Raw genomic sequence first — 16556 nt, 5'->3', positions numbered from 1 at the left:
CGGGGTACGGCTGACGGCCTTTCCCGTGTCGCCCGGTGCGGCGTCCGGTGCGGCCCCGGCGCCGCGGCCGGCGACGCGCGCGCGTCGCGGCGGGGCGGAAAATCCGGTGCCGCGGCCGGGCCGGCTCCGTAGACTCGCTGCTGTGCGCCGCCGCGGGACCGCGGTGCGCGCAGCAGCGAGCGACCGGAGCGACCGGTCCACCGAACGAGGGGAGCCGGGCATGCGTGAGCACACCGCCGTCCGCGCCCCCCGGTCGCGGTACGACGTGATCTTGGTGTCCTCCGTCTCCCGGTGACCGCTGCGCGGCCGTCACCGGATGTCCGGGCGAGGGCGCGGAAATTCCCGACCCTGCGGCCGCCGAGCCGTTACCGCGGCGTGCCCGCGGGTCCCCGTGGCCCGCCGTAGCGGCCCGCCGCAGTACCGGCCCGCCGCAGTACCGGTCCGCCGCCGTACCGGTCCGCCGCCGTACCGCCCGTCATCGCGCCGCCCTCTTGCCGTACACCCTGAAAGGCCCCGGGCCATGCGCACCGACCGCACCCCGCACGCGAGCACGACCGGCACCACCACCACCACCGCCACAGCCGTCGCCACGACCGCGACGGTCCGCAACATCGGCATCCTGGCGCACGTCGACGCCGGGAAGACCACCCTCACCGAACGCGTCCTCTACGCCACCGGCGCCACCTACAAACGCGGCGAGGTCCACGACGGCACGACCGTCACCGACTTCGATCCGCAGGAACGGGACCGCGGGATCACCATCTTCGCGGCGGCGGTCAGCTGCACCTGGGACGGCCACCGGATCAACCTGATCGACACCCCGGGGCACGTCGACTTCTCCGACGAGGTGGAGCGCTCCCTGCGGGTGCTCGACGGCGCGGTCGCGGTCTTCGACGCCGTCGCGGGCGTGGAACCGCAGAGCGAGTCCGTCTGGCGCCAGGCCGACCGCCACCAGGTGCCGCGCATCGCCTTCGTCAACAAGATGGACCGCGTCGGCGCGGACCTCGACGCGGCCGTCGCCTCGCTGCGCGAGCGGCTCCACGTCGTCCCGCTCGTGGTCCAGCTGCCGATCGGCCGGGAGGACGGCTTCACCGGCGTCGTGGACCTCGTCCGGATGCGGGCCCTCACCTGGACCGGCGGCCCCGGCCCGCGCCCCGTCGAGGTCGGCGCCGTCCCCGAGGACCTGCGCGAGGAGGCGCGGCAGCGGCGCCGGCTGCTGGAGGAACGGGTGGCCGAGCTGCACCCGGCCGCCCTGGAGGAGTACTGCGCCACCGCGGCGCTCACCCCCGCCACGCTGGCCCGCGCCCTGCGCGAGCTGACGCACGCGGGGGAGGGCGTGGTCGTGCTGTGCGGATCGGCGTACCGCGACCGGGCCGTCGAGCCGCTGCTCGACGCCGTCCTCGCCTACCTGCCCTCACCGGCGGACGTACCGCCCGTGCGCGGCACGCTCGACGGGGAGCCGCGGGAACGCGCCGCCGACCCGTCGGCGCCCTTCGCGGCGCTGGCCTTCAAGGTGAACGCAACGGCGACCGGGCGGCTGACCTGCCTGCGCGTCTACTCGGGAACGATGAGGAAGGGGGACACCGTGCTGGACACGACGGCGGGCCGGACCGAGCGCATCGGGCGCATCCTGCGCGTGCAGGCCGACCGGCACGCGGAGGTGGACCGTGCGGTGGCCGGGGACATCGTGGCCGTCGTCGGCCTCAAAGCGACCCGCGCCGGGGCCACCCTGTGCGCACCGGACGCGCCGCTCCTCCTCGAACCGCCCGCGGTCGCCGTACCCGTGGTCTCCGTGGCGGTCAAGGCGCGCACGGCCGGGGACACCGGACGGCTCTCGGCGGCGCTCGGCCGCCTGGTCGAGGAAGACCCCTCGCTGACCGTCCGCACGGACCGGGAGACCGGCCAGACCCTGCTGTCGGGCCTGGGGGAGCTGCACCTGGAGGTGGCGGTGGAGAAGCTCCGGCGCGCCCACGGCCTGCTCGTCGAGGTCGGCAGGCCCCGCGTGGCCTACCGCGAGACGGTCGCCCGCGGGGTGTCCGGGCTGGTCTACCGCCACGTGAAGCAGGACGGCGGTGCGGGCCAGTTCGCCCACGTGGTGATCGACGTCGAGCCCCTGGACGAGGAGGCCCGGGGCGACGGCGGCGCCGGGCTCGTCTTCCGCTCGGCGGTCGTCGGCGGCCGGGTGCCGCAGGAGTACGTCCGCGCGGTGGAGGCCGGGTGCCGGGACGCGCTGGCCGAGGGTCCCCTCGGCGGCCATCCGGTGACCGGGCTGCGCGTCACGCTGACCGACGGGGCGACCCACCCCAAGGACTCCTCGGAGATGGCGTTCCGGGCGGCGGGCCGCTTCGCGCTGCGCGAGGCGCTGCGCGCCGCCGTCATGGAGCTGCTGGAGCCGGTGGCCGAGGTCGCGGTCACCGTTCCCGACGAGGCGGTCGGCGGGGTGCTCGGTGACCTCGCGGCCCGGCGCGGCCGGGTGTCGGGCTCGCTGGCGCGGGCGGGGACCACGACGGTCACGGCCGCCGTCCCGCTCGCCGAGCTGTTCGGCTACGCGTCGCGCCTGCGCGGCCGGAGCCAGGGCCGGGGGACCTTCACCTCCCGGCCCACCGGGTACGCGCCCGTCCCGGCGGCGGTGCGCGAGCGGGTGCTCTCCGCGTAGCCGCAGCCCCCTCCCGCGGGTCATTCCCCGCGGGAGGGGGCCGGGCGGGCGGTGCCTTCCCGGGTCAGGCGTAGGTGACCGTGACCTGCCGGAAGCCGAGGGACCGCAGCAGGCCCTCCAGCATGGTGGTGGTGTTCTTCTCGGCGCGCGCGGCGAGCCCGCTGTCGCGCGCGGCCTCGGCGATGTGCTGGACGGCCAGGCGCTGTACGGCCTGCTGGCCGCCGGGGTTGTCGGAGAACAGGTCGCCGAGCCGGTCCAGGATCCCGCGCTGCTGGTTGACGGCGTAGGAACGGTCGAGGTCGAGGGTGACCGTGCCGAGCGCGGCGTGCGGCAGGCGCAGCGTCGCCTCGGTGCGGTCCTCGTTCACGGTGACGGCGCGCTCGTCGAGCGCGCCGAGGTCGACGTAACCGCTGACGGTGCCCGCCCCGACGTACAGGGTCCGGGTGCCGCGGATCGCGTCCGGGAGGTAGGGGGCGTCCTTCTCCAGGTCGGCGACGACCTGGAAGTTGCCGACCGCGCCCTCGTAACGGTGCATGTCCTGGATGGACTTGAGGAGGACGGGCCCCGACCGGTCGTGGGTCTCGGTGCCGAAGAGGCCGTCGAAGAATCCGCCGATCCCGGAGACCAGGCCGAACCCGAGGACGAGGGTGATCGCGAGCGCCGCCGCCAGGAGCGCGCCGATGACCCGCCCCCACCACCGCGGGCGGCGCGCCCGCGCGGGTGCGGGCTGCGGCTCCGTGTCGAGCGATGACTTGTCCATGCCCAACGGATGCCCCGAAATCGACTGACCTACCAACTCCCCTTCTATGTAATGTCACATGGCATGATGATCTTACGCCGCACGGCCCTCGTCGCCGCCCTGCTCGGCGTCACCGCGGTCCTCCCTCCCGCCGCGCACGCCGACGCTCCGGCCGCGTGCGGGCGGGCCGGCCAGGCCGCCGCCGGGCCCGCAGCCACCTCCTTCGCCGTGTCCGTCGCCGACCCCGAGCAGGCCCGGCTCGCCGATCCGCGGACCGCCGCCTTCACGGAGCGGGCCGCCTTCGGCGAGTTCGTGCGTCGCTTCCCGGCTGCCCTCTGCTCCGCGCGCGACGCCGCCGAAGCGGGCCGGCTCCTCGACGCCTGGGGCGAGGCGCTCTGGCGCGCCGCCGTGAACCGGGCCCAGGGCCTGCGCCCCGGCGGCGACCTCGCCGCCGGCGACGACCGCCCGCTCTACTGGACCCGGCTGCGGATGACCGTCCAACTCGCGGACTGGACACCGGCGTTCCCGGTCGACCGGCAGGCCCTGCGCACCCGCTTCGAGGACGCCTCCCGGGGCCTGACCGCCAACGACTTCCGCGGCACTGCGGGGGTGCGGCGCCTGTTCGTCAGCGGGTTCGACCCCTTCGGCCTGGACGCGGAGCCCCGCCGGGCCAACCCCTCCGGCTCCGCGGTCCTCCAGCTCAACGGCCGCCGCGTGACCCTCGCCGACGGCACGCCCGCGGAGATCCGGGCCGTCGTCCTGCCCGTCCGCTACGCCGATTTCGACGCCGGGATCGTGGAGCGCGCGTACGGCCCCCGCCTCGCGCCCGGCCCGCGCGCCGCCGACATGATCACCAGCATCAGCCAGGGCTACCCCGGGATCTTCACGCTGGAGGCATGGGCCGGCCGGGCCCGGTCGGCCGACCCCTACCCGGACAACGCCGACGCCCTCTCGGGCGGCACGTACGAGCACCCCGTCACGGCGCCGGGCCTCGGCCCGGGGGCGCAATTCCTGCGCACCAGCCTCCCCACGGACACCATGACGGCCGTCCAGAGCCCCTACCCGGTGCGACTGAACACCCAGGTCAGCGAGATCCCCGCGGGCCAGGAGGAAACGGTGGACCGCGAGGACGGGCCGACCCCCGGCTCCCGCGCCGTGGCGGGCGGCGGCGGGGGCTACCTCTCCAACGAGGTCGCCTACCGCTCCAACCGGCTCCGCCTGGAACTGAACCCCCGACTGCCCGGCGGCCACCTGCACACCCCGGTGCTCTCGGGGCTGCCCGCCGACCCGGCGCGCCTGAGCGACACGGAGTTCGAGCGGAACGAAAACGCGATCACCGCGGAGGTGCGGGAGGTGCTGCGCCACTCGACGGCGAGCGGGGCGTGAGGGCCGGTGCCCTTGGCACGGCCGGGCCGTGCCCGCCAAGCGGTGCGGGCCACCCCGGAAACCCTTCGCCGCACACCTTCCCAAACCTGTGGTGGCAGAGACAGAATTCAACGAAAGGCCGGGTAAGTATTTCTGGCGCGGTGGCCGGGGCCCGATTATTCCCCGCGCCCGGCCGGTTGCGGCGTGCTACTGTCATTCCAGTTGCAGTTGTGGTTCCCAAAATTGTGAGCCTCACCGGCCTGACTCTCACGAGTCGGCTGTGAGTGTTTCTGTTTTTCCGGTGTTGTTTCCGGTAGGGGCGATCATCGTGGCGACTCGAGATCCGCACAGTGCGGATCTCTGGGCTGTGCCCCGAAGGAGATTTAACATGGCTAATGGCACCGTGAAGTGGTTCAACGCTGAAAAGGGCTTCGGCTTCATCGAGCAGGAGGGTGGCGGTCCTGACGTGTTCGCCCACTACTCGAACATTGCCTCGCAGGGCTTCCGCGAGCTGCAGGAAGGCCAGAAGGTCAGCTTCGACATCGCGCAGGGCCAGAAGGGCCCGACCGCCGAGAACATCGTCACCGCCTGACGCTGACGCGTACTGAGCAGCTGGGGCCCGCACCTTGGGGTGCGGGCCCCAGCTCGCTGCATTTCCCCCGCTCCGCCGGCCGTGACGGCCCGCGTGAGCGACGAGACAGCACCCCTGTCGAACACCGGCCGGACGGGACGTCTCCCTCGGCCCCACTCCCCGCACGCGATCCCCGTTTCCGGTGGCACGCGGCGTGGCGCATTTTTCCTGGCATGCGGTCCGCTCTTTACGCCGACCGCGCCGTATTCGCTTTTGTTCGGCTCGTTCTTGTGAATCCTTGTGCGGCTCGATTTCCGCTGCCGGGAATTCCTCGATGCGCGCCGTATCGAGGAGGTTTCGCATGAACCGCAGCACGCGCAGGAATGACCGTACCGACCGTTCTTCCCGCTCCCGCTCCGAAGGCTTCGCCGGTTCCCGCTCGGGTTCGGGTGGTGGCGGCAGCCGCTTCGGCTCGTCGTCCGGCGGGCGCTCCGGCGCCCCCTCCCGCTCCGGCGGCCAGGGCCGTCCGGGTGGTTTCGGCCGCCGTTCCTCGTCCGTCCAGGGCGAGTTCGCCCTGCCGGTCACCCTCACCCCCGCGCTCCCGGCCGTCGAGTCCTTCGCGGACCTCGACATGCCGGCGCAGCTGCTGGCCGCCCTGGGCGCCGAGGGCATGAGCGTGCCGTTCCCGATCCAGGCCGCGACCCTCCCCAACACGCTGGCGGGCCGCGACGTCCTGGGCCGCGGACGCACCGGCTCGGGCAAGACCCTCGCCTTCGGCCTGGCCCTGCTCGCCCGTACGGCGGGCCAGCGCGCCGAGCCCGGCCAGCCGCTCGCGCTGATCCTCGTACCGACGCGCGAGCTGGCGCAGCAGGTCACCGCCGCCCTCACCCCGTACTCCCGCGTCCTGAAGCTGCGCCTGGCCACGGTCGTCGGCGGCATGCCGATCCACCGCCAGGCCGGGGCGCTGCGCGCCGGTGCCGAGGTCGTCATCGCGACCCCGGGCCGCCTCAAGGACCTCATCCAGCGCGGTGACTGCCGGCTCAACCAGGTCGGCATCACCGTCCTGGACGAGGCCGACCAGATGGCCGACATGGGCTTCATGCCCCAGGTCACCGCGCTGCTCGACCAGGTGCGCCCCGAGGGCCAGCGGATGCTGTTCTCCGCCACCCTCGACCGCAACGTCGACCTGCTGGTGCGCCGCTACCTCACCGACCCGGTCGTCCACTCCGTCGACCCGTCCGCCGGTGCGGTCACGACGATGGAGCACCACGTGCTCCACGTCCACGGCGCCGACAAGCACGCGACGACCACGGAGATCGCGGCCCGCGACGGCCGGGTGATCATGTTCCTGGACACCAAGCACGCCGTCGACCGGCTGACCGAGCACCTGCTCCAGAGCGGTGTCCGCGCGGCCGCCCTGCACGGCGGCAAGTCGCAGCCGCAGCGCACCCGCACCCTGGCCCAGTTCAAGACCGGTCACGTGACGGTGCTGGTCGCGACGAACGTCGCCGCCCGCGGCATCCACGTGGACAACCTGGACCTGGTCGTCAACGTCGACCCGCCCACCGACCACAAGGACTACCTGCACCGCGGCGGGCGCACCGCCCGCGCCGGTGAGTCGGGCAGCGTCGTCACCCTGGTCACGCCGAACCAGCGCCGGGACATGACGCGCCTCATGGCCGCCGCCGGGATCACCCCGCAGTCCGCGACGGTCCGCCCCGGCGACGCCGAGCTGATCCGCGTCACGGGCGCCCAGGTCCCCTCCGGCGTGCCGGTGACCATCACCGCCCCGGTCTCGGAGCGCGCCCCGCGCAGCCCCGGCTCCTCCCGCGGACGGCGCAGCCGCCCGGCGCAGGACCGCCGCGGCGGCGGCAGGACGGCCGCTCCGTCCGGCGGCTCGCAGCGCCCGCCCCGCTTCGCCACCGCGGCCTAGCAGAGCCCCGCAGGGCGCCGTGCGAGCCGCACGGCGCCCGACCCGGGCCCGGAACCGCCCGCACCGCTCCGTGCGGTGCGTACGGCCCGCGCCACGCCCGGCCCCCGGCCTGTCGCCACCCACGCGGGAGAGATCTTTGACCCTGACCCAGACGCTCCCGCCGCCGCGGTTCCACGCGGCGGACCGCGCCCCGACGACCGCCGAGGCCATGCGGCCCTGCGGACCGCAGGTCTGCGACGACATGACGGTCGAGGTCGCCCTCTCCGTCATGACGAGCACGCTGACGGCGTACCTCGTCCTCTGTGACGAGGACGGCCTGTGCGCGGGTCTGGTCACCCGGACCCGGCTGGTCGCCTTCCGGGCCGGATCCGCCTACACGGACCGGGTCCGGCTGCGCGACCTCGTCCGTGACGGCGGCCCGTTCGTCACGCCCGCCACCCCGGCGCACGACGCCGAGCGGGTGCTGCGGGACGGCGGCTTCGAAGCCCTGCCGGTCGTCGACGCCGACGGCCACGCACTGGGCGTCCTGGTCGCTCCGCTCCTCTGATTTCCTCCGCGTCGCACCCGGCCCGTCCCGCGACGGACCGTCTCCCCCTACCTGTGAGGCACCCATGCGCTGTGTCATCGCCCGCTTCCCGTTCGAGCTGACCAAGAGCGGCGTGCTCGCCTCGATGAAGGGCATCAAGCCCGAGCCGGTCACGGGCGAGTCCGCGATCGTCGGCCGCCGTACGTACCCGGTCAAGCAGGTGGGCGCCGTCATCACCCGTCAGGACCGCCGGGACTTCAGCGCCGCCGAGGTGACCCGGGCGCTGACCGCGCTCGGCTTCACCTGCCGCTCCGCGGTCTCCCCGGTCGAGGCGCCCCTGCGGGGGCTGACCCCCGCGCTGACCCCGCTGCAGCGGGCGTCCGTCCTGCTCGGCGCGACGGCCGGGGTGTAGTCGCAACCGCACCATGGTGTGACGGACCGTGTCGGGGGCCCCGGCGGCGAAAGCCGCCGGGGCCCCCGTTTCGGGTTTACGGGCTCAGTGGTCGGAGTAGTTGAAGTCGCCCACGGTCCAGGCGCTCACGTCGGCGAGGGCGACCCGGTACATCCCGCCCGTCTCGGGGATCCCGGTGCTGCCCTGGAGGATCCGCGCGACGTGGAAGTGGAGGTGGGTCGGTGACCCCGCCGGGTCCGGCCCCCGCTCCGCGCGGGACGGGCCGAAGAGGCCGGCGAAGGGGCCGAGGCGGTCGGAGTCGGCGAGGACCTCGACCACGCGCTGCCGCCAGACGGCCTCGGGAGCGAGCCGACCGGTGATCACGGCGCCACCGGCGACCACGGTCAGTGACATCTGATTGCTTTGCTCCGACTCGACCTTGGCGGCGATGGCAACGAGCAGTTCGTCAGGGTTCGACATGAACCCGGATTCTAGCCGGGGGACCGGCCCGGCCCACCCCCTGGCTGCCACCGGAGCCCGGATAGTGAGAGCCGACGGCGGCGGAGCCGGACAGATGGTGTTCAATTTCCCTCGGGGCCCGGGTGCCGGACGGCGCGAGGGCCCTTCGACGCGTCATCCGCGGTACTCACACGAGGTGAAAGTGACAGCAGAGAACCCAGTCGGCCGTCTCGACGACGACGACTACCCCGCCTACACCATGGGGAGGGCCGCGGAGATGCTCGGCACCACGCCGAACTTCCTCCGCGCGATCGGCGAGGCCCGCCTCATCACGCCGCTGCGTTCCGAGGGCGGACACCGCCGCTACTCGCGCTACCAGCTGCGCATCGCCGCCCGTGCCCGGGAACTCGTGGACGGCGGCATGGCCGTCGACGCCGCCTGCCGCATCATCATCCTCGAGGACCAGCTGGAAGAGGCCCAGCGCATCAACGCCGAATACCGGCGGGCCGCCGGGGGCGGTGGATCCTAAGGCGCCAGTGACGGGCCCGGGGGCGCCGACGCGCGGGCGTCGGGCGGGCGGCCGGGGGCGGTGGGGTGGCAGAGTGGACGCCATGTGTGGCCGTTATGCCTCGACCCGTGCCCCGGCCGACCTCGCCGGGCTCTTCGAAGCGCGCTGGGACCCCAGTGAGACGCTCGCCCCGAGCTGGAACGTGGCGCCCACCGATCCCGTGTGGGCCGTCCTCGCCCACGCGGACCGGGACAGCGGTGCGGTGGAGCGCCGGCTGCGGGCGATGCGCTGGGGGCTGGTGCCCTCGTGGGCGAAGGACCCCGGCATCGGCTCCCGGATGATCAACGCGCGGATGGAGAGCGTGCACGAGAAGCCGGCGTACCGCACGGCGTTCGCGAAGCGCCGGTGCCTGCTGCCCGCAGACGGGTTCTACGAGTGGCGGTCCGTCCCCGCGAGCGGCCGGGCCAAGGCGTACAAGCAGCCGTACTTCATCGCACCCGAGGACGGTGCGCCGATGGCCATGGCGGGGCTGTACGCGTTCTGGCGCGATCCGGCGGCCCGGGACGCCGACGATCCGGCCGCCTGGCTCACCACCTGCACCATCATCACCACCGAGGCCACTGACGAGGCGGGCCGCGTCCACCCCCGCATGCCGCTGGCCCTGCACCCGGACGACTACCGGGCCTGGCTCGACCCCACCCGGCACGGCACCGGCGAACTGCGCTCCCTGCTGCACACCCCGGCCGACGGGAGGCTCGCGGTGCGGGCGGTGTCGACCGAGGTCAACAGCGTCCGCAACAACGGCCCCCACCTCCTGGACCCGCCCCCCGGGACGGACGGGGGCGCCCCCGGGTAGTCTCGGCACGCACGACCCCAAGTCGGCCCAGCGGTAGGGGAGTCGGACGCGCATGACGATCGCCGAAGCGTCCGTGTGGGCCGCCTGGTCGCTGGTGCTCGCCGCCGCCCTGATGAGGCTGCCCGGCGTGCGGACCCCGCGCGGCCCGGCCCTCGACCGGCCGCTGTCGCCGGTCGGGATCGCCCTGCTGAGCGGGGGAGTGCGCGCGGCCGCGCGGACGGCCCTGGTGGAGCTCCACCTGGCCGGCGCGGTGGAGGCGGCCTGGGGCCGCAGGATCCAGCGCGTCGACAGCCGGGCGCCCCGGGGTGGCTCCGCCCTCGCCCGGGCGCAGTACACCGTGCTCTTCGGCCGCACGCACCCGTGCCTCCTCCAGCGCGTCGAGCGGGTGCGGGAGGCCGCCGAGCGGGAGTCGGCCGAGCTGGAGCGGGCCGGGCTCAGACTGTCGCGCCGGAGGGTGGTCGCGGTACGCGCCGTCCTGCTGCCGGTCTTCGCCGCGGCGCCCGTCGGGGCGATCGGCGGCGGGACGAGCGGGCGGTGGCTCGTCCTCGCCCTCCTCGCGGACGGCGCCGCCCTGGTGCTGGGCGCGCTGCCCCGGCGGACCGGCAAGGGCACCCGGCTCCTGGCCCGGCTGCGCCGGGAACACGCCGGAGTCCGGTCGGCGTCCGCGCGGCAGCCGGAGCGGGTCCTGCTCAGCGTCGCCTTGTTCGGCGCCCCGGCGCTGCGCGCGCAACTGCCCCGCTTCACCGAGGAGAGCGGCCTGCTGACCCGGCCGCCGAGGGAGCCCATGGACCGGGGCGGCGGCGGCTCCGGCGAGGCCTTCGCGTCCTGCGGCGGCTGAGCCAGCCACCCGGCCCCCAGGGGGATGGTGTTCCGTCGGGCGGGCGCCGATCCTGGGGGCATGAACCAGACGGGAACCAGGACGTACCGCCGGCGGATCGCCACGCGGCCCCTGCTCCGGGAGCCCGGTGCCGTCACCATCGGCGTACTGCTCCCGCTCGCCGCCGCGTGCGCCTTCCTCCTCCCGGGGCTGGGCCTGCTGCTCGGGCTCTGGGTCCTCGCCCTGGCCGCGACGGCCGGGAGGCGCTGGCTGCGGGTGTGGCGGTCGGTCGTCGAGGTGCGGGTGGAGCCGGGAGGAGGCGGACGGCTGGTCCTGACGCAGCGGTACGGCCGCACCCGCACGTACCCGCTCGACGCGCTCACCGCGCTGCGCCCGGTGCAGGTCGGGCTCGTCAGCCGGGTCCTGGTGGAGCCGGGCGAGGACGACGAGCGGACCGAGAGCGACGAGATGGAGCTGCTGCTGGAGCTGGGGACGAGGGTCCACGGCACCTACCGGGCACCGCACCTGACCACGGCCGCCGTCCGGCCGCTGGTGGAGGCGCTGTGCCGGGCGTGCCCGCGGGCCGTCGTGGCCCCGACCGAGTACCGCATGAGGCACGCCGTCGACGTCGAGCGGGGCATGTCGCCCGGCTGAGGCCCGGTCGATGCCGGCGCGGGCCGACCGCGCGGGGCGTCGTACGCGGCGAAGAGGGCCCCGGTACGCACCGGGGCCCTCTTCGTGGTGCGGGGCCGTCCCGTCTGCACCCCCGTGTCAGGCGAGACGGCCCCGGTTCTGGGGGCCCCGTCAGGCGCTGAGCGCCGGGGGCCGGGGCGGTGCGGGCAGCAGCCGCGCGAGCAGCTTCGCCACCGCGATCACGGTCCGGTCCGCCAGGTAGGGGCCGATGACCTGGACCGCCAGGGGCAGTCCGGCCGCGGTGGTGCCCGCGGGCAGGACGAGCGCGGGCAGTCCCACCGGCCCGGCGAGGTTGACCCAGCTCGTCTGGTCGAAGTACGGCCGCTTCACGCCGTCCACCGTGATGAACCGCTGGGGCACGGGCACCGCGCTCTGGTCGGGGACCGCGGCCGTCGGGGCGGCCGGGGTGATCAGGACGTCGTGCCGGGTGAAGTACTCGGCCCACGCGCCCCGCAGCTGCTGGCGGGCCTCGTCGGCCACGCACCACTCCCGGTGCCGCATGGTCCGCGCGTGCAGGAACAGGCCCGCCGGATCACCGGCCGGGATCTGCTGCGCGGCCTCGACCTCGGCGGCGTAGGCCTCGTCCGTCGCACTGGCGGCGGAGGTCGCGTACAGCAGCCGCTGGAACAGCCGGTCGCTGGCGGCGAAGTCCACCGGCCGGGTCGTGTCGTCCACCCGGGCGCCGGAGGTGCGGACCAGGTCCGCCACCCGGCCGAGCAGCGCGCGGGTGTCGGCGTCCACGCGGCAGTACGCGTCATCGGCCCAGATGCCGACGCGGTACTGGCCGAGCCGGGTCTTCGACGGCGCGGGGAGGTCGATCTTCCAGGCGGCGCCGTCGGCCGGGGCCGGTGCGGCGAGCACGTCCAGCAGCAGGTCGAGGTCCTCGGGCGTACGGGCGACCGGGCCCAGCGTGAGCATGTCGCTGCTGGTGGCCCAGTCCGGGGGGCGCGGGATGTGGCCGCGGGTCGGCACCACCGGGCTCGCGCTGCGGGAGGTGCGCAGCGCGTAGACCCCGCAGTAGGCGGCGGGCAGGCGCAGCGAGCCGGCAAGGTCCGAACCGACGTCGAGCGCGCTCAGCCCCGCGGCGACGGCCGCGGCCGGGCCGCCGGAGGAGCCGCCCGCCGTGCGGTCGGCGGCGAAGGGGTTCCTCGTCGTACCGAAGAGGGGGTTGGAGGTCTGGATGTCCTGGCACAGGACGGGCACGTTGGTCTTGCCGTAGACGACGGCCCCGGCGGCGCGCAGGAGCGCCACCGCGTCGGCGTCCCGGGCGGGCACGTGGTCGGCGAGGTCGGGCGATCCGCACGTGGTGCGCAGGCCCGCCGTCTCCAGGGCGTCCTTGACCGTCATGGGCAGGCCGTGCAGGGCGCCGAGGGTCTTGCCGGTCCGCGCGAGGTGCCGGTCGGCCCGGTCGGCGGCGGCGCGTGCGGCGTCGGCGTCGATCGTGACCACCGCGGTGAGCTCCGGGTTCACCTTGGCGTGGTGGTCCAGGTACTCCTGGAGCAGCGCGCGGCTGGTGATCTCGCCCCGGCGCAGCGCGGCGAGCTGCTCGTGGGCGGGGGCCCGGTGCAGCGGGGTGCGCCGGGGCGCGGCGGCGGTGCGCGCGCGGGCGTCGGCCGACGAGGTCATCGCGGTCGCCGCGGCGACGACCGCCGAGGCGATGAGCAGGGTGCGGCGGAACATCACGTGCGGGCTCCTGACGGGGCGCTGTGCGGTGCGGCGGGGGAGGGGGCGTCCGGTCGCGGCGGGGTGAAGTAGGAGGCGACGCGCTCCAGGTGCAGCAGTTCGTCTTCCGGGGTGGTGAGGGGGAGTTCGGCGTCCGCGTAGTCGGCCGGGGCGTCGACCGGCTCGCCCGCGCGGTGCCGGGCGAGCGCCGCGCGTATCTGGTCGGCGGTGACGGCCGCGGCCAGCTCGGCGCCGGTCAGTCCTTCCGCGCCGCGCCGGGTCTGCGACGCGGTCCGGACGGCCGGGTCCAGGTAGCGGCGCAGCAGCGTCTGGCCGCCGCGGATCTCCACCCGCCGCCGCAGCAGCGGGAATTCGGCGCTGCGGCCGCGCAGCAGGTCGTCGCGCTGGCGGGCCGGGCGGCGCAGGGCGATGCCCGGGTCCGCCCGGTCCATGGCGGCCCACAGGGGGCGCAGCCGCCGGTAGCGCAGGTGCGCCGTGCACCAGGCGCGCACCGCCCGGCTCCGGGTGGCCAGCGTGGGCAGGAAGTAACCGACCTGGGTGAGGGCGGCGCCGATGTCACCGCACAGCCAGGCGTACGGGTCCAGGCCGCGCACGCTGAAGCCGAAGACGGCGCCGAGGACGGCCCCGATCCGGATGGCGCTGTACCCCAGGGTGATGACGGCCCCGACGCTGATCAGCCGCAGGCCGCGGGCGATCGACGGCCGGGAGGCGGTGCGCGCGTACTTCCAGCAGGACCGGGCGAGGTAGACCTCGGCGACGGTGTAGGTCGCGATGTAGAGGGTCAGGTACGCCTGGAAGAACGGGTCGTGGGCGTAGTAGAGCGAGAAGTCGGTGGGGCGCTGCGTCGCGGGCGTCAGGAAGACGAACAGGACACCCATGGCGAGGATCACGGCGGCGGCCGCCGTGAGCAGCAGGCGGCCGCGGCGCCGGGCCTCCGCGAGCGGCTTCGACCAGTGCGCCAGGACCGTGGCCTGGAGCGCGAAGACCAGGACCACGCAGCTCTGGGCGAGCGGTACGGCGATGTTGGTGACGCCCAGCGTGCTGTCGATGCGCACCCACACCCAGGTGAGCGAGATGGCGTAGCTGAGGGCGGAGAAGCCGTAGGTGAACGCCAGGGCGACCAGCGCGGGATCGCGGCGGCTCTTGCCGAGGTCGCGCAGGAGGAAGAGGAATCCCGCCCCGGCGATCAGCAGGCACGAAGGGTGCAGTATGTCTTTCACGGGCTCGTATCCGGTCAGCGCAGCAGCGTACGGGTGATGGGGTCGGTGTCCACGGGGCCGCGGCGGGGCGTGCTCACGTGCTCCTGCAGCAGCGAGCCGAGCATCTCGGCCTCGAACTCTTCCGGGTTGTCGTAGCGGGTCCGGCCGAGCACCAGCTGGACCGTGCCCGGGTCGATGTCGGTGATCAGGCCGCCCAGGGTGCCGGTGGAGAACGACGCCTTGCCGCGGTGCTGTCTGAGCATGTGCGCGAACTCGTGGGCGACGATGATCTCGGCGTGCGGCTTGCTGATGCCGGTGTCGTAGAAGACGTAGTCCGTGGACTCGGTGGCGAGCCAGAGCCCGCACGGGGCGGAGGCGTCGAGGGCGTCCGGGTCGGCGGCGTCCGGGGTGAAGGGCATGAGCCGGATCGAGCGGTCGAGCCGCTCCTCCATGAAGGGCACCAGGTCCAGCACGCTGTCGACGGGCGGCAGCCGCAGCCCGTCGAGGAACGCCCGGCTGCGGCGCTCGACCTCGACGGCGCCCGGGGCTCCGAGGTCGGGTCGGCGGTCACGACGGCGTCGCCACATGCGGCTTCCTCTCGGTGTCGTCGGCGGGCGGGCGGGGATGCGGGTGCGGATCGCGCCACGCGTCGGTCGGGTACGGGCTCCGGTCACGGCCGGTCCTTCGCGCCGGGCGGGGGCAGGCCCTCCTGCTCCCGTACGACCTCGATCGCTTCCAGGACCTTGCCCAGGCTCTTCGCGGAGAGGCCGATCGACCGCAGTGCGATCTCCTTCACGCCCGCTTCGCTGAGCTTGCGCAGGAGCTCGAACTGGTCGGTGACCTTCCGGGTGACCTCGTCCTCGACGAAGTAGCCCGCTTCCACCCCGAAGAACCGGGCGAAGAGCGGGACGAGGGTGATCGTCGGCGTCCGTTCGCCCTTGCGCAGCATGCCGACGTAGGCACCGGTACAGCTCTCCTTGCCGTACGCCGAGATGGTCCGGGCCACGTGGGCGTTGCTGAACTCCTTCGCACCGGGGGGACGTACGCGGTCGAAGAGGTAGTTCAGGCGGTCGCTGAACGGCGCCCCCGGACCCGGAACGGGTGCGGGGGACCGCTGCGAGGTTCCGGTGTCCGGACTCTCGTCTGCTGGGTCCACGGTGCGCTGCTTCCTCTCGACCGGCCTAAACTATAGTTGAAGCCGTGGAGAGCGGAAGCCCTGATCCGCTTCAGGCGGCGCGGCGTGAGGGATCAAGCCAACAGGTGTCCGAAAGTGACGCGTTGGAGGCCTGATGCGGCCTGCGGCGGCGCGTTCGGCGGTCCGTCGGCGCGGCGGTGGGAGGCCGGACGGGCACCCGCCGGAGCGGTTCGGCCGCCGGTTCCCGGGGCCGGGCACGACGAGAGCCCGGATACCGACGGGGGTGCGGTATCCGGGCTCTCGCGACCAGCTTAGTCGGGCCGGAGCGGATATCTCCATCCGACCCCGCGAAGGACGGGAAATGACCGTCCGCGAGCGGGCGTTGTGGGGTGCGCGGGATCAGTGCGGCAGGCGTGCGCCGCAGCGCGAGCAGTACAGGGCGCCGCGTTCGGCGGCGACGCGGCCGCAGTCCTCGCAGACCAGATCCAGCAGACAGGGCGCTTCTCCGCCTTCGTCCCCGGCCGTGCCGGCCGTGCCGGCCGCGCTGTCCGCGCCGGCCGTTCCCGCCGTGCCCGGCGCGGCGGTGATGGCGAGGCCGGGGCGCCGCACGTGCGCGGTGACGTAGAGCATCCCCTCCGGCCCCGCGCCGAGGGAGCGGCGCGCGTGCCGGGGGAGCCACAGCACCGACCGGGCGCCCACCGCGCTGCGGCCGTCCGGCGTGTCGAGGACGCCGCCGCCCTCCAGGACGACCAGCAGGACGTCGAGGACCGGGTCGGTGTGGTCCGCGATGACGGCGCCGGGCCGGAGCCGGACGAGGTTGGCGTCCAGACCGCGGGGGTTTTCGGCCAGCCTCCACAACACTCCGGCCGCCTCCGGATCCGCTGCCGCGAGCACCGCTTCCAGATCGGCCAGCACGCGCGCGCCGCCACCCGGCGGGGGCGCGGGGCTCGGTGTCGGCGGCCCCGCGGGACCCGGCGTCGAAGGGGGTGTCGGCGGCGGCGTCGGCATCGCCATGGCGGTCTGTC

General features: G+C 74.6%; 17 protein-coding genes. 10 read left to right on the top strand and 7 right to left on the bottom strand.

Annotated elements, in window-relative coordinates:
- The first annotated feature begins 520 nt into the window (after positions 1-520).
- Entirely contained in the window at positions 521-2656 is a 2136-nt protein-coding gene (gene fusA / locus AC0693_RS15240; RefSeq protein WP_478802052.1) for an elongation factor G, read from the top strand.
- A gap of 64 nt (positions 2657-2720) precedes the next feature.
- Here fusA and AC0693_RS15235 read toward each other — a convergent pair whose 3' ends face one another.
- On the bottom strand, positions 2721-3416 hold the full coding sequence (locus tag AC0693_RS15235; RefSeq protein WP_356410315.1) for a DUF4230 domain-containing protein: 696 nt from the start codon (positions 3414-3416) through the stop codon (positions 2721-2723).
- Positions 3417-3479: 63 nt separating this feature from the next.
- Here AC0693_RS15235 and AC0693_RS15230 point away from each other — a divergent pair, with 63 nt between their 5' ends.
- From AC0693_RS15230 to AC0693_RS15210, 5 genes are all read left to right on the top strand, one after another.
- Positions 3480-4781 carry a pyroglutamyl peptidase gene (locus AC0693_RS15230; RefSeq protein WP_478802051.1) on the top strand — a complete coding sequence of 434 codons (1302 nt, stop codon included), beginning with the start codon at positions 3480-3482 and terminating at the stop codon, positions 4779-4781.
- A gap of 367 nt (positions 4782-5148) precedes the next feature.
- Positions 5149-5352 (top strand): cold-shock protein, encoded by a 204-nt coding sequence (locus AC0693_RS15225; protein ID WP_053678014.1) that lies wholly within the window; start codon positions 5149-5151, stop codon positions 5350-5352.
- 340 nt (positions 5353-5692) lie between these two features.
- Positions 5693-7264: a DEAD/DEAH box helicase gene (locus AC0693_RS15220; RefSeq protein ID WP_478802050.1), complete on the top strand. Its 1572-nt coding sequence runs from the start codon at positions 5693-5695 to the stop codon at positions 7262-7264.
- A gap of 136 nt (positions 7265-7400) precedes the next feature.
- Positions 7401-7811 carry a CBS domain-containing protein gene (locus AC0693_RS15215; protein ID WP_469317237.1) on the top strand — a complete coding sequence of 137 codons (411 nt, stop codon included), beginning with the start codon at positions 7401-7403 and terminating at the stop codon, positions 7809-7811.
- Positions 7812-7875: 64 nt separating this feature from the next.
- On the top strand, positions 7876-8202 hold the full coding sequence (locus tag AC0693_RS15210) for an SCO5918 family protein (protein WP_356417103.1): 327 nt from the start codon (positions 7876-7878) through the stop codon (positions 8200-8202).
- A gap of 84 nt (positions 8203-8286) precedes the next feature.
- Here AC0693_RS15210 and AC0693_RS15205 read toward each other — a convergent pair whose 3' ends face one another.
- A complete protein-coding gene (locus tag AC0693_RS15205) occupies positions 8287-8661 on the bottom strand; it encodes a hypothetical protein (protein ID WP_356415909.1) in 375 nt (124 codons plus the stop codon).
- Positions 8662-8842: 181 nt separating this feature from the next.
- Here AC0693_RS15205 and AC0693_RS15200 point away from each other — a divergent pair, with 181 nt between their 5' ends.
- The 4 genes from AC0693_RS15200 to AC0693_RS15185 all read left to right on the top strand — a co-directional run bounded on the left by AC0693_RS15200 (position 8843) and on the right by AC0693_RS15185 (position 11475).
- On the top strand, positions 8843-9169 hold the full coding sequence (locus AC0693_RS15200) for a MerR family transcriptional regulator (RefSeq protein ID WP_356415911.1): 327 nt from the start codon (positions 8843-8845) through the stop codon (positions 9167-9169).
- A gap of 82 nt (positions 9170-9251) precedes the next feature.
- Complete coding sequence (locus AC0693_RS15195; protein WP_478802049.1) at positions 9252-10004, top strand: SOS response-associated peptidase; 753 nt, start codon at positions 9252-9254, stop codon at positions 10002-10004.
- A gap of 52 nt (positions 10005-10056) precedes the next feature.
- Positions 10057-10842, top strand: a complete 786-nt coding sequence (locus AC0693_RS15190; protein ID WP_478802048.1) for a TIGR04222 domain-containing membrane protein — start codon at positions 10057-10059, stop codon at positions 10840-10842.
- A gap of 60 nt (positions 10843-10902) precedes the next feature.
- On the top strand, positions 10903-11475 hold the full coding sequence (locus AC0693_RS15185; RefSeq protein WP_469317234.1) for a hypothetical protein: 573 nt from the start codon (positions 10903-10905) through the stop codon (positions 11473-11475).
- Positions 11476-11625: 150 nt separating this feature from the next.
- Here AC0693_RS15185 and AC0693_RS15180 read toward each other — a convergent pair whose 3' ends face one another.
- From AC0693_RS15180 to AC0693_RS15160, 5 genes are all read right to left on the bottom strand, one after another.
- Positions 11626-13194 carry an amidase family protein gene (locus AC0693_RS15180; RefSeq protein WP_478802047.1) on the bottom strand — a complete coding sequence of 523 codons (1569 nt, stop codon included), beginning with the start codon at positions 13192-13194 and terminating at the stop codon, positions 11626-11628.
- Positions 13194-14417, bottom strand: a complete 1224-nt coding sequence (locus tag AC0693_RS15175; RefSeq protein ID WP_469317232.1) for an MAB_1171c family putative transporter — start codon at positions 14415-14417, stop codon at positions 13194-13196. Before AC0693_RS15175 ends, AC0693_RS15180 begins: the two co-directional genes overlap by 1 nt.
- Positions 14418-14431: 14 nt before the next feature.
- Positions 14432-14983, bottom strand: coding sequence for a hypothetical protein (locus AC0693_RS15170; protein ID WP_356415929.1), 552 nt, complete (start codon positions 14981-14983; stop codon positions 14432-14434).
- An 83-nt stretch (positions 14984-15066) separates the two neighbouring features.
- A complete protein-coding gene (locus AC0693_RS15165; RefSeq protein WP_356415932.1) occupies positions 15067-15552 on the bottom strand; it encodes a hypothetical protein in 486 nt (161 codons plus the stop codon).
- Positions 15553-15930: 378 nt separating this feature from the next.
- Positions 15931-16446 (bottom strand): hypothetical protein, encoded by a 516-nt coding sequence (locus AC0693_RS15160; RefSeq protein WP_478802046.1) that lies wholly within the window; start codon positions 16444-16446, stop codon positions 15931-15933.
- Positions 16447-16556: the final 110 nt, after the last annotated feature.

The sequence above is a fragment of the Streptomyces sp. NPDC043876 genome, assembly GCF_056435825.1.
Note: the sequence above shows the minus strand (reverse complement) of the source record. Positions and strands in the feature narration are given on the sequence as shown.